The sequence below is a fragment of the Leifsonia poae genome (genome assembly GCF_020009625.1).
Taxonomy (GTDB): domain Bacteria; phylum Actinomycetota; class Actinomycetes; order Actinomycetales; family Microbacteriaceae; genus Leifsonia; species Leifsonia poae_A.
In genome coordinates this window covers 3,887,591-3,899,687 of the sequence record NZ_JAIHLP010000002.1, presented here as the reverse complement: position 1 = coordinate 3,899,687, position 12,097 = coordinate 3,887,591, and the positions used below count along the sequence as shown (strand labels likewise).

Annotated in this window: 14 protein-coding genes; 7 read left to right on the top strand and 7 right to left on the bottom strand. The window is 68.7% G+C overall.

Annotated elements, in window-relative coordinates:
* Positions 1–47: 47 nt before the first annotated feature.
* Positions 48–662, bottom strand: coding sequence for a CYTH domain-containing protein (locus K5L49_RS19205; RefSeq protein ID WP_223695136.1), 615 nt, complete (start codon positions 660–662; stop codon positions 48–50).
* 76 nt (positions 663–738) lie between these two features.
* Here K5L49_RS19205 and K5L49_RS19200 point away from each other — a divergent pair, with 76 nt between their 5' ends.
* The 4 genes from K5L49_RS19200 to K5L49_RS19185 are packed head-to-tail and all read left to right on the top strand — an operon-like array spanning position 739 to position 3,262.
* Positions 739–1,131 carry a DUF3224 domain-containing protein gene (locus K5L49_RS19200; RefSeq protein ID WP_223695135.1) on the top strand — a complete coding sequence of 131 codons (393 nt, stop codon included), beginning with the start codon at positions 739–741 and terminating at the stop codon, positions 1,129–1,131.
* A 45-nt stretch (positions 1,132–1,176) separates the two neighbouring features.
* Positions 1,177–2,376, top strand: a complete 1,200-nt coding sequence (locus K5L49_RS19195; protein ID WP_223695134.1) for a sensor histidine kinase — start codon at positions 1,177–1,179, stop codon at positions 2,374–2,376.
* On the top strand, positions 2,373–3,002 hold the full coding sequence (locus K5L49_RS19190) for a response regulator (protein ID WP_223695133.1): 630 nt from the start codon (positions 2,373–2,375) through the stop codon (positions 3,000–3,002). Before K5L49_RS19195 ends, K5L49_RS19190 begins: the two co-directional genes overlap by 4 nt.
* A 44-nt stretch (positions 3,003–3,046) precedes the next feature.
* A complete protein-coding gene (locus tag K5L49_RS19185) occupies positions 3,047–3,262 on the top strand; it encodes a hypothetical protein (protein WP_223695132.1) in 216 nt (71 codons plus the stop codon).
* A 29-nt stretch (positions 3,263–3,291) separates the two neighbouring features.
* On the opposite strand, the gene K5L49_RS19180 is transcribed toward K5L49_RS19185, so the two are convergent.
* From K5L49_RS19180 to K5L49_RS19170, 3 genes are all read right to left on the bottom strand, one after another.
* Positions 3,292–5,448, bottom strand: coding sequence for a DEAD/DEAH box helicase (locus tag K5L49_RS19180; protein WP_223695131.1), 2,157 nt, complete (start codon positions 5,446–5,448; stop codon positions 3,292–3,294).
* A 209-nt stretch (positions 5,449–5,657) separates the two neighbouring features.
* The gene (locus K5L49_RS19175; RefSeq protein WP_223695130.1) at positions 5,658–6,002 is read right to left on the bottom strand and encodes a DUF6804 family protein; all 345 of its coding nucleotides are present in this window, start codon (positions 6,000–6,002) and stop codon (positions 5,658–5,660) included.
* An 88-nt stretch (positions 6,003–6,090) separates the two neighbouring features.
* Positions 6,091–6,516 carry an RbsD/FucU domain-containing protein gene (locus K5L49_RS19170; protein WP_223695129.1) on the bottom strand — a complete coding sequence of 142 codons (426 nt, stop codon included), beginning with the start codon at positions 6,514–6,516 and terminating at the stop codon, positions 6,091–6,093.
* 290 nt (positions 6,517–6,806) lie between these two features.
* Between K5L49_RS19170 and K5L49_RS19165 the strand changes: the two genes are divergently transcribed.
* Genes K5L49_RS19165 through K5L49_RS19155 form a run of 3 tightly spaced genes read left to right on the top strand, consistent with a single transcriptional unit; the run spans position 6,807 to position 8,976 of the window.
* The gene (locus tag K5L49_RS19165; RefSeq protein ID WP_223695128.1) at positions 6,807–7,085 is read left to right on the top strand and encodes a metal-sensitive transcriptional regulator; all 279 of its coding nucleotides are present in this window, start codon (positions 6,807–6,809) and stop codon (positions 7,083–7,085) included.
* Between the two features lie 4 nt (positions 7,086–7,089).
* Positions 7,090–7,617 (top strand): O-acetyl-ADP-ribose deacetylase, encoded by a 528-nt coding sequence (locus K5L49_RS19160; protein ID WP_223695127.1) that lies wholly within the window; start codon positions 7,090–7,092, stop codon positions 7,615–7,617.
* A 21-nt stretch (positions 7,618–7,638) separates the two neighbouring features.
* Positions 7,639–8,976, top strand: a complete 1,338-nt coding sequence (locus tag K5L49_RS19155; protein WP_223695126.1) for a M20/M25/M40 family metallo-hydrolase — start codon at positions 7,639–7,641, stop codon at positions 8,974–8,976.
* Between the two features lie 5 nt (positions 8,977–8,981).
* Here the strand turns inward: K5L49_RS19155 and K5L49_RS19150 are convergent, their stop codons facing one another.
* From K5L49_RS19150 to K5L49_RS19140, 3 genes are all read right to left on the bottom strand, one after another.
* Positions 8,982–9,551 (bottom strand): GDSL-type esterase/lipase family protein, encoded by a 570-nt coding sequence (locus K5L49_RS19150; protein ID WP_223695125.1) that lies wholly within the window; start codon positions 9,549–9,551, stop codon positions 8,982–8,984.
* A gap of 167 nt (positions 9,552–9,718) precedes the next feature.
* On the bottom strand, positions 9,719–10,579 hold the full coding sequence (locus K5L49_RS19145) for an aldehyde dehydrogenase family protein (protein WP_223695124.1): 861 nt from the start codon (positions 10,577–10,579) through the stop codon (positions 9,719–9,721).
* Positions 10,576–12,090, bottom strand: coding sequence for an aldehyde dehydrogenase family protein (locus tag K5L49_RS19140; protein ID WP_223695123.1), 1,515 nt, complete (start codon positions 12,088–12,090; stop codon positions 10,576–10,578). The genes K5L49_RS19145 and K5L49_RS19140 overlap by 4 nt, the downstream gene beginning before the upstream one ends.
* Positions 12,091–12,097: the final 7 nt, after the last annotated feature.

Sequence of the window (12,097 nt, the reverse complement as noted above, 5' to 3'; positions counted from 1 at the left end):
TGGTCCGGCGCCGCTGGTCAGGCGTCGCTGGTCAGGCGCGACCGATCTCAGAGGCCGAGGGCGCGCGCCAGCTTCGACGAACTCGCCGAGACCACGGCACCGGCGGCGAGAAGCCGCCGCTCGATCTCGTCGAGCAGGGCGGTCCGGCCGGAACGCGTGTCGGGGGCGCCCTCGAGCAGTTCGACCTCCCACTCGCGCCACGCTCGCACCCCACCGGCGACGAGATTCTCGCTCTCCACATGGTCATCGCACAGCTCGGCGAGCGCGAAGCCGGCCGCATCCTGCAAGACGACGGTGGTGCGACGGTTTGTGACCCGAGCGATCGGCCGCAGCGGCGCATCCCCGATCTGCTCTCGCAGCAGGTCGAGCAGCTCTGCCGGGGGCCGGTCGCCTTCCTCGAGCGACCAGTGCAGCTCGGTGCGCCCCTCCTCGCCGGGCAGCTTCACATGCCAGCCCTCGTCGGCTCCCCCGCGGCGGATGCGCACGGCGACCCGGTGCCGCGCGAGCGTCAGTTCTTCGGTGTCGTGGTAGACGGCGACGAGCTCCACTGTGTCGGGCTCCGTCTCGGTCGCGACGGCGCCGGCCCCCACCAGCCGGGGAGGCTCCGTCGCGTCGTCGACGTCGTATTTGCGTTCGATCTCGATCTGCGAGTGGTGCACCATCACCCTTGTCTAGTCCAGACCGCCCCCTGTCGCGAAATTACTAGCCGGCACACTGGCCGACTCCTAGGGTGAAACCATGACCGAAACCGAAACCATCACCGCCCGCTTCGACGTCACCGGCTGGGATCCGGCCGAGCTCCCGGGTATCGCTGGGGAATGGGTCGGGGCCATCATCATGCGCAAGGTCTACACCGAGGGTCTGGTCGGCGAGTCCCTGGCGCACTTCGTCTCCTCCGGCACCGAGGAGAGCCGCGGCTATTTCGCCGCCGAACGGATCACCGCGACCGCCGACGATGGCCGCACCGGGGCATTCACTGTCCACCACGGCGGTATGCAGGGCCCCGACGACGCTTCGGCGTTCGGCTACATCATCCCGGGGACCGGCACCGGCGACTTCGCCGGCTTCGCGGGGACCGCGAGGATCATTCACGACGAGAGAGGACCGTTCTTCGTCTTCACGCTCGAGTGATCCCGCACCCGCCGCATCTCGCCGACACACCCTAGGCTGGCGGGGATGAACCATTCGGCACTCACCCCGGTGTTCACGGCCTTGCGCATCGGGCTGCACATCCTCGTGGTCGGACTCGCCGGCTTCGTGCTCGCCCGAGCCTGCATCGAGGTGGCGACCACTCACGACTGGGCCCGGCCGGCCGCCGTGATCGTCGTGTCGATCGCCTTCGTCGTCAGCTACGCCGCCGGCGGTCCGTTGCGCTCCCGCCTCATCGGCCGCTGGCGGTTCGTCTGGCTCGCCCTGCTGAGCGTCGAATGGCTCGTGCTCGCTGTGCTCACAGCAGACGCGACCTTCCTGGTCTTCCCGCTGTTCTTCCTCTTCCTGCACCTGATGCCGTTGCCCGCCAATGTCGTCGCCGTCGCCGTCGCGACGGGCTGCGCCGTTCTGCTGTTCGCCGCGCACAGCGGGTGGAGCGTGGGCGGGGTGGTCGGCCCGGTGCTCGGCGCCGCCGTCGCCATCGCGATCGGGCTCGGCTACCGCGCACTGTTCCGTGAGGCGCACGAACGGGACATCCTGATCCGCGATCTCCTCGCCACCCGCGAGCAACTCGCCGCCACCGAGCGCGAAGCGGGCACCCTGGCGGAGCGGGCCCGCCTCGCGCGGGAGATCCACGACACTGTCGCCCAGGGCCTGTCGAGCATCCAACTGCTGCTCCACGCCGCCGAGCGCGCGGATCCGGGCCACCCGGCCGTCGACACCATCCGGCTGGCCCGCGAGACGGCCGCCACCAGTCTCGCCGAGACCCGCGGATTCATCCGCGAGCTCACCCCGCCCGCCCTCGAACACAAGACGCTCGCCGGCGCATTGCGCCGGCTGGGCGCTGAGACCGAGCGGGCCAGCGGCGTACGGGTCACGGTGCGCGAGAGCGGCGAGCCCGTCGTCCTCCCGATGACCGTGGAGACCGCGCTGCTGCGCATCGCCCAGGGCTCCCTCGCGAACGTCGTGCAGCACGCCCACGCGGCGAACGCCGACGTCACCCTCAGCTACATGGACGACACCGTCACGCTCGACGTCGTCGACGACGGCGGCGGATTCGACACCGACGCGATCGGATCCGGCGAACGCCACCCCGACTCGTTCGGGCTGCGCGCCATCCGGGAACGGGCCGAGGCGCTCGGCGGCGAGGCGGTCGTGGAGGCGCGCCTCGGACGCGGCACCGCCGTCGCCGTCTCGATTCCGCTCGCAACCACGGCGAACGGATGATCCGCCTGCTGCTCGCCGATGACCATCCGGTGGTGCGCGCCGGGCTGCGCGCACTGTTCACGACCGAACCCGACCTGACCGTCGTCGGCGAGGCATCGAGCCCGGCCGAAGCGATCGCGCTCTCCGCCGACCTCGAACCGGATGTGGTGCTGATGGACCTGCAGTTCGGTGCCGACGCCGACGGGGACGGCACCACGGCCACCCGGAGCCTGCGCTCATCGGCGCATCCTCCGCACGTGCTCGTGCTGACCAACTACGACACCGACGCCGACATCCTCGGTGCGGTGGAGGCCGGGGCAAGCGGCTACCTGCTCAAAGATGCACCGCCGGCCGAGCTCGTGGCCGCCGTCCGGGCCGCAGCCGCGGGCCAGACCGCCCTCACCCCGGCCGTCGCCGACCGACTCGGAGCACATCGAGAGGCGCGTGGAAGCCGGCTGAGCGCTCGTGAGATCGAGGTGCTCGGCCTGGTGGCCGCCGGCAGCACCAACGCCGAGATCGGGCGTGCGCTGTTTCTGAGCGAGGCGACCGTCAAATCCCACCTGGTGCACATCTTCACCAAGCTCGGCGTCCCCTCGCGCACGGCGGCCGTCGCGCGGGCCCGCGAGACCGGGCTCATCCGCAGCTGAGTCGGGGCCTCGACCGCCGGGCGGTGCAGGCGTACCCTCGCAGCATGAGCGAGAGCGACCCTCGTCGCGGCGGGGACGAACCGCACGACTTCATCGAAGCGCAGGACGGCGACTACGAGCCGGCTCCGGCAGCGTTCGACGAGGATGACCTCCCGATCGACAGCGACGAACTCGACGCCGACGAGGTCGTCCCCGACGACGACCGCCGCGTCCCCCTCGACGCAGACGACGTCGACGTCGACGACCTCGACGTCCCCTGACCGACCACCCGTCGAGGGGCGACGGCGTGTCAGTCCAGGGCGTCGGTGAGGAGGTGGATGAGGGCCTCGAGCTGCACGGAGTCGGCCGAGCCGGGCTCGACGTCGGAGCCGTCGAGAGCCCGCGCCGCGAGACCCTGCTTGGCGTCGATGAGCTCCGCGATCTTGGAGTCGATCGTCTGCGCGGCGATGATGCGCCAGGCCGTCACCGGCTCCTCCTGACCGATGCGGTGCACGCGGTCGATCGCCTGCGTCTGCTCAGCGGCCGTCCACGACAGCTCGGCGAGCACGACGTTCGAGGCTGCCTGCAGGTTGAGCCCGACGCCTGCGGCGGTCAGGGAGCAGACGGCCACCGACACGTCCGGGTCGTTGTTGAAGGCGTCGATCTCCTTCTGGCGAGCGATCGCTGTCTGGTCGCCGCGGATCGAGATCGTCTTCAGATCGCGGGCGGCGAAGGCGTCCTCCGCCGCATCCATCACGTCGATGTGCTTGGCGAAGAACACCACCTTGCCGACCGAGCGCGCCAGCTGGGCCGCATAGTCGGAGGCGAGACCGGCCTTCGCCTGACCGATCTTGCGGACCATGGTGAAGACGTTGTCCCCGCTCTTGGCCGACTTCGACTCCTCCAGCTCCGATTGGGCAACAAGCCGGATGAGGTGTTTGCGGTGGGCATCGTCATCGCCGTCGAACGAGTCGGGCCGGCCGGCGGCGGAGGCGCGACGGTACTTCGACACGAGCCGCGCGGCGAGCTCCTGCTCGGCCTGCCGGATGGAACGGCCCAGATCGTCATCGAGCTCGACGGGCAGGTCGACGACCCGGCGGCTCGGCAGATCGGCGGCCACATCGAGTTTGCGGCGGCGCACGATGCCCATATCGATGACGGCCTCGCGGGCGGCGGCGTAGAAGCCGAAGTCGGCGGGCGTGAGCTCCGTCTCCTCCAGTCGCTGCATGAGCGCCGGGGTCGGCTTGTTACCGTCTATCCAGCCGAGGAACTGCCAGATCGCCTTGAAGTCGTCGATGTCGTTGATCAGCGGGGTTCCGGTGAGCGCGATGAGCAGCGGGTCGCCGGTGGACCGGATGGCGTCGGCGAGGCCGAGCACGTACTTGGAGCGCTGCGAGTGCAGGTTCTTGATGAAATGCGCCTCATCGACCACCATGCCCTTGAAGCCCAGCGTGCTGAGCCAGGCGAGGTGCCGGTCGAGCACCTCGTAGTTGACGATGACCACATCGGCGAACGCATCCAGGCCCTCGCCGTCGCCGTGGATGACAGTGGCACGCCGGTGAGGCGCCCAGCGCTCCACTTCGCGCGCCCAGTTCATCTTGACGACGTTCGGCACGACCGCGAGCAATGGATAGGCGCCGGAGACCGAGGCGGCGAGGATGGACTGCGCCGTCTTGCCGAGGCCGGGCTCGTCGGCGAGCAGGAAGGTCCGATGTCCGAGCCGCGCGCTCTCGATGAAGCGCGCCTGGTGGTGCATGAGTTCCATGCCGGGAGGGGAATACCGGTCGATCGCAGGGGCAGGCGGAAGCTCCATGCTCGCCGCTTGACCACCTGCACCGTATTCGAACGACTTGAACAGGGGGCCGAGCAGTTCCCAGGAGTCGAGCCGGCGCCGCGGGGCGGAGGCCGGCGCCGCGGCCCGCGAGAAGTCGGGGGCGAGGAACGGGTTGGAGAGCTGGCGGGCCCGGACCGACTGCGGAATGACCTGCTTCTCCGCGAGCTCGGGGGTGATGACACTGTCCTGCTTGACCACCGGTCGTTCGGTCGTGATGATGAGGTCGTCCGGGCTGAGCTCGGTGCCGGACTCCAGCAACCAGTCGCGGCGCATCTTCTGCGCGGTGGCTGTCGGCGGTGCCTCGGATTCGAGCAGGGCGATGAGCGAGGTGTCGCGCGCCGCCGTCTTCGCGAGGATCGTCGCGATGCCGTCGAGACGCTTCAGCTGCTCAGCGCGGGCGGCGTCACCGAGTTCGGTGTCCGACTTGGCCCGCGCCCGCTCCTCGCGCATCAGGAACGCGATCACCTGGAACTTGGTGCGGTTCGTCGGCCCGAGCTTCTTGCCGTCCGCGGCCTTGGCCTCCACCTCGCGCACCTTGCGGGCGAGCACCGGGATGAGTCCATCGTTGTTCGCGTGGCGGGTGCGTCGCTGCTGCGGGCGCGACGAGGCGGTGCGTTGACCAGAACGGGACATGGTCCTCCAGAGAGCGGGCGGTCGCCGGACGACCGCGTGGGTCACCACCGCGGAGGGCGGGACGCCGGTAGACGTACGAGGTTCGACGCGGCGACCGGATGCAGAATCCGGATGCTGACGCCGACGGTCGCGCCACCGTCTTCATCGAAACAGCGGTGGCACGGGATCAGTTTACGCGAGGTTGCGCCCGACGGCCACACGCCAAGCCGTCAGCGGCGGGGATCTGTCGGCACTTTCACGTTCACGGCGACCGCGATGAACAGCACCGCGCCGGCGATGTGGAGCCCGCGGAGCACGACCTCGTCGAACGGGATGGGCCACACCGGGTTCCAGATGACGGCGACGGGGATCAAACCGACGAACCACCACCACTGCTTCGCCTGCCCAGCGAAGACACAGAGGATCAACGCGAGGATGGCCGTCGCGTATTGGACGTAGAGGTACCAGTCGCCACCCACCAGGGCGAGACCGGCGATGAGCACGATGGCGCCGAGCAGTCCGGGCGCGAGCGCGACACGGCTGAAGGCGGGCTGTTGGGATGCTGGTCGTGACACGGGAATCGAGTCTACGGCAGCGGCCTGTGGAGGAATGCCGCTCCGCCCGCGCCGAGAGGGCACGGGCGGAGCCGCAGGCTGTGTGTGATTAGCAGGAGCCTTTTCGCAGCAGGAACGCACAGGGCGGGGCGTCGGACCCCACTCGTACGGTGACCACGGATTGGCGGGCGAGCGCGACGAAGTCGTCGAGCTCCAGACGTGTCATTGCGACGCGGCGAAGTTCGGCATCGGACGCGATGCCATTCACTGCGAACGCCACGTCGGGCACATCGTACGGTTCTCCGCCGAGATCGAGGAACATGATCGGCGACGGGTCTGCGTTGTCGAGAGGGAACACACTGAGGATCGCGTCCGCCGCGGCCTCTGTTGTCACCTCTCCAAGATGAATGACGGGTGAAACTATTTCTTGCACTGGATAGCCGCTGCCGACAAGGGTAAGCATGTCGCCATCGTCCATGGAATCCAGCGCGCTCAAGAGCGCACCAGACAGCAGCGGGCTGAGGTTCTTCAGCAAAGTCGGGCCTTTCCTGTAAAACGAATATTTCTCAACCCCTAGCTGGAGGATAGACCCCCCAGTATGTCCTCCCCCACCCCCCGTTCTGGGGTAATGTCGCCGAGAGGCCAGGCGCCGCCCCGCGATCCGGAATTCCACCCGACTTAAAGCCCTGCTCGGCGCGCGAATGTGACGTCGTGTTACCCGAAATCCCACCCGAGAGGCGGGAGCCGATCCGGGGAGCAGAATCACGACCCGGCGGCGATATGTACCCCAGTGGGGTATGAGGGATCGGGGGCTATCCTGGAGCTGTGATCGCAGACATCAAGAAACGCGCCATGCACCGCACGCGCATCCTCGAAGGCCAGCTGAGGGGCCTGGAGAAGATGATCGAGAACGAGGACTACTGCATCGACATCATCACCCAGTCCCTGGCCATCCAGAAGTCGCTCGGCTCGCTCAACAAGCTCCTGGTGGAGAACCATCTGAAGACCCACGTCTCGGAGATGTTCGACGAAGGGGGCAGCCAGCGCGACGACGCGATCGTGGAGCTCCTCAAGGTCTACGAGCTGTCGAACAACCGGGGCTGAGAGCGTGGACGACGTCATCGAGATCGTCCGCGGCGACATCACCCTCGAACACGTGGATGCGGTGGTCAACGCAGCGAACAGCTCGCTGCTGGGCGGCGGCGGGGTCGATGGTGCGATTCACCGCGCCGGAGGGCCGGCCATCCTCGAAGCATGCCGCGAGCTGCGGGCCACGACGTTGCCCGACGGGCTTCCCACCGGCCGGGCCGTGGCCACGACCGCGGGCGACCTGCCCGCGACCTGGGTCATCCACGCCGTGGGCCCGGTCTGGTCGGCCGAAGAAGATCGCACCGAGCTGCTGCAGAACGCGTACCGTTCCTCTCTCCGCGTCGCCCGCGAGCTGGAGGCGACGAGCGTGGCCTTTCCTGCCATCTCGGCGGGGGCGTACGGGTGGCCGCTGGACGATGCGGCGCGCATCGCCGTGAGCACCGTGCGCGCCGTGCTTGCCGCATCCTTCGGACCGGTCGAACGGGTGCGGTTCGTGCTGTTCTCCGATGATGCGCTTGCGGCGTTCCGCACGGCGAGCGGCGACTGACGACGAACCGGGGGAACGAAGATGACCGAGATCGACGAGGATGCCGCACTCGAGCGGTTCCGCACGCTTCTGCGCGTGCCGACCATGTCGCGGAACGCGATCGACGAGACCGACTGGGCGAGCTTCGACCGCTTCATCGGACTGCTGCCCGAGTTGTACCCCGCTCTGCACGGCACACTCGAGCGCGAGCTCCACGGGCACTCGATGCTCTACCGCTGGCGAGGGCGGGGCGAGGGCGCCCCGACGGTGCTGCTCGCCCACTACGACGTCGTGCCGGCCACCGAGGAAGGCTGGCAGCATCCGCCGTTCGGGGCAGAACTCACGGGCGACGGCGATGACAGGGTCCTGTGGAGCCGGGGCACCCTCGACGACAAGGGCGCACTGGTCGCCATCCTGGAGGCCGTCGAGACACTCGTCGCCGACGGATACACGCCGGAGAACGATGTGTACCTGAGCTTCGGGCACGACGAGGAGACGGTCGGCTCCGGGGCCATCTCGATCGTCGCCACCCTCACCGAACGCGGCATCCGCCCGGCACTCGTGGTCGACGAAGGCGGGGCCGTCGTCGAGGGGATCTTCCCCGGAGTCACCGAGCCGATCGCGGTCGTCGGGGTGAGTGAGAAGGGCATCACCAGCATCAGCCTGACCGTCGAACAGAGCGGCGGACACGCCTCGACTCCCCCACGACTGACCGCCACCGTTCGACTCGCACGCGCGATCACCCGCCTGAACGCCAAGCCCTTTCCGGCGCGACTCTCCGAGACGAACCTGCAGATGGTCGAGACGCTGGGCGCGCACACAAGCGGCGCACTACGCACGGTGTTCACGAACGCGCGCCGGCTCAAGCCGGCGCTGGTGGCTGTGCTCAGCCGGATGAGCGACGAGACGCGCGCGATCGTCAGGACGACGACCGCCGTCACGCAGCTCCGCGGCAGCCTGGCGGCGAACGCACTGCCCGAAACAGCCGAGGCAGTGGTGAACGTGCGGATCGCGGTCGGCTCCAGCGTCGCCGAGACCCTCGCCCACATCCGCAAAGCGATCCACGACCCTCTGGTGGGCATCGTCGCCGTCGACCCGAGCGAACCCTCCCCCGTCTCACCGACGAGCGGCCCGGAATGGGACGCTATGGCGGCCGCTATCCGCACAGCCCACCCTGAAGCGATAGTGACCCCGTACGTGATGCTCGGCGCGAGCGACAGCCGGCATTTCACCGCGATCAGCGACGCCGTCTACCGTTTCACGCCGTTCGAGATGAGCGGTGATGAGCGGGCGACTCTCCACGCCCGCAACGAACGGATGCACGTGCGCACCTGGCTGCGGGGCATCGGCTTCTACGCCTCACTCCTCCGCTCCCGCTGACCGGATCAGCCGAGATCGGGCAGGGTGATCGCGCGGCTCGTCGGGGGCAGCTGGCGCACCCGCTCCAGGGCGGGGACGAGTTCGTCCACCCAGATGCGGTAGCCCTCCGCGTTGAGGTGCAGCCGGTCGTCGCTGTACGCCGGGTTCAATTCACCGTCTTCCAGGGCCAGAGCCGGCCAGAGGTCGAGCCAATGGGCGTACACCGTCGGCGCGAACTGCCACAGATGCCGGTTGATGTCTCGGATCTGGTCGGCGAACTCGTGCCCGCGCGGCAGCACCGACTGCACCAGGATGCGCACCTCGGGCAGCTCCCGCCGCAGCGTCACAAGGATCGTCTCCACGTTGCGCACCACATGCTCGACGGAGCGCCGCCAGGCGAGGTCGTTGGTGCCGATCAGCAGGGCGACGACCGCCGGGCGAGCGCCGATCACATCATCGAGACGAGCGATCACATCGTCGGTGGCGTCACCGCCGACACCGAAGTTGTAGACCGTCTCTCCTGGTAGCCACGTCTGCCAGTCCCCACCCTGCGTGAGACTGTCGCCGACGAAGGCCATCGGTGCCGCATCCGACATCGCACCTCCTCACGTTCTTCCCCCATCCTCCCCCGGGATCGGGGTGCGCGCCAGTGCACCGGAGCCCGACGGTCCCGAGTTCTCGACCTCATCACCCGAACACGGTGGCGCGAATCGCCGTGCGACCAGGTGATCGCACGGCGATTCGCGCCACCCCGATGGATGTGTCAGATGAGCGACTTGGTGTGCCAGACCGTCTTCGTCTCGGTGAAGAACGCGATGCGGTCGAGCGCCGGCGAGGCCGCCTCAACGCCGTTCTCCGGCGGCAGCACGCGCTTGAGCGTGTCAGCAGCGGCGATCTGCAGGTCGACCCAGTCGAGCTCTCCCGCGCCCACCAGGTCCAGCGCGTTCACATCGGCGTGGGAGGCCAGCCACGGCGCGATCTCGGCCGGCGAACCGGTCAGGATGTTGACGACCCCGCCCGGGACGTCACTGGTCGCCAGCACCTCGCTGAGGCTGATGGCCGATAGCGGGAATCGCTCGCTCGCCACGACCACGACCGTGTTGCCGGCGACTAGGGCCGGTGCGATCGCGCTCACGAAGCCGAGCAGGCTGGAGTCCTGCGGTGCGACGATCGCAACGACCCCGGTCGGTTCCGGCACCGAGATGTTGAAGTACGGGCCGGAGACCGGGTTGGCGTTCCCCACGACCTGGGCGAACTTGTCGGCCCAGCCCGCGTACCAGACCCAGCGGTCGATCGCCTCGTCGACCTGCGCACCGGCGGCCGCGGCGGTGAGGCCTTCGGACTGCACGATCTCGTCCACGAACTGGGCGCGACGACCTTCGAGCAGCTCCGCGATGCGGTAGAGCACCTGGCCGCGGTTGTACGCGGTCGCCCCCGCCCATCCACCGAGGGCCGCGCGGGCCGCCACGACGGCGTCACGGGCGTCTTTGCGGGAGGCCTTGGCGGCATTCGCGAGGAACACACCCGTGGCCGACCGCACCTCAGTGGTGCGGCCGGACTCGCTGCGCGGGAACGCGCCCCCGATGTAGAGCTTGTACGTCTTCGGCACGGTCAGGCGGCTCATTTCTTGGCTCCCTTGCGGGTCGATGTGGTCGACGAGGTCGAGGTGGATGCGCGGGTCGAGACCGCCGGCAGTGCCCGGCCCGGCTTCAGGTAGGCCGCCAGCCCGTGGCGCCCTCCCTCGCGCCCGTAGCCGGACTCCTTGTAGCCGCCGAACGGGCTGGCAGGATCGAACCGGTTGAAGGTGTTGGCCCAGATCACTCCGGCGCGCAGCTTGTCGGCGACGGCGAGAATACGGCTGCCCTTGTCTGACCAGATTCCGGCCGACAGCCCGTATGGCGTGTTGTTCGCCTTGGCGATCGCCTCCGCCGGGGTGCGGAATGTGAGCACGGAGAGCACCGGCCCGAAGATCTCCTCCCGGGCGATCCGGTGGCTGGTGGAGACATTGTCGAAGATGGTCGGCGCGAACCAGAACCCGTTCTCCGGGATGACGCAGTCGGCGGTCCAGCGCTCGGCCCCCTCGGCCTCGCCGATGTCGGAGAGTTCGCGGATGCGCTGCAACTGCTCGGCGCTGTTGATCGCCCCGATGTCGGTGTTCTTGTCGAGCGGGTCGCCGAGGCGCAGGGTCGACAATCGCGTCTTGAGGCGGTTGACGACCTCGTCGTGGATCGACTCCTGTACCAGGAGGCGGCTGCCCGCGCAGCACACGTGACCCTGGTTGAAGAAGATGCCGTTGACGATGCCTTCGACGGCCTGGTCGATCGGCGCGTCATCGAAGACGATGTTCGCCGCCTTGCCGCCGAGTTCAAGCGTGAGCTTCTTGTCGGTTCCGGCGACGGACCGCGCGATCTCCCGGCCGACGGCGGTGGAACCGGTGAAGGCGACCTTGTTGACGTCCGGGTGGCTGACCAGGTCGCGGCCGGTCTCACCGGCGCCGGTGACGATGTTCACCACGCCGGCGGGCAGATCCGCCTGCTGCACGATCTCCGCGAAGAGGAGCGCGGTGAGCGAGGTGGTCTCCGCCGGCTTGAGCACCACAGTGTTGCCCGCCGCGAGGGCCGGGGCGATCTTCCACGCCAGCATGAGCAGCGGGAAGTTCCACGGGATCACCTGTGCGGCGACGCCGAGGGCGCGCGGCGCGGGGCCGACGCCGGCGTGGTCGAGCTTGTCGGCCCATCCCGCGTAGTAGAAGAACCAGGCGGCGACCAGGGGGACATCCACATCCCGGCTCTCCTTGATGGGCTTGCCGTTGTCGAGGCTCTCGGCGACGGCGAGCTCGCGAGCGCGCTCCTGCACGAGACGGGCGATGCGGAACAGGTACTTGCCGCGGTCGCTGCCGCTCATCCGCGACCAGACCCGCTCGTAGGAGCGGCGGGCGGCTGAGACGGCCGTGTCGACATCGGCGGTGCTCGCTGTCGCGATGGTGGCGATGCGCTCCTCTGTGGCGGGCGAGATGGTTTGGAACGGCGTGCCGTTGCCGGCGACGAATTCGCCGTCGATGAACAGGCCGTAGCTGTCGCGCAGGTTCAGGATCGACCGCGACTCGGGGGCCGGTGCGTATTCGAGAAAACTCATGGTTCGT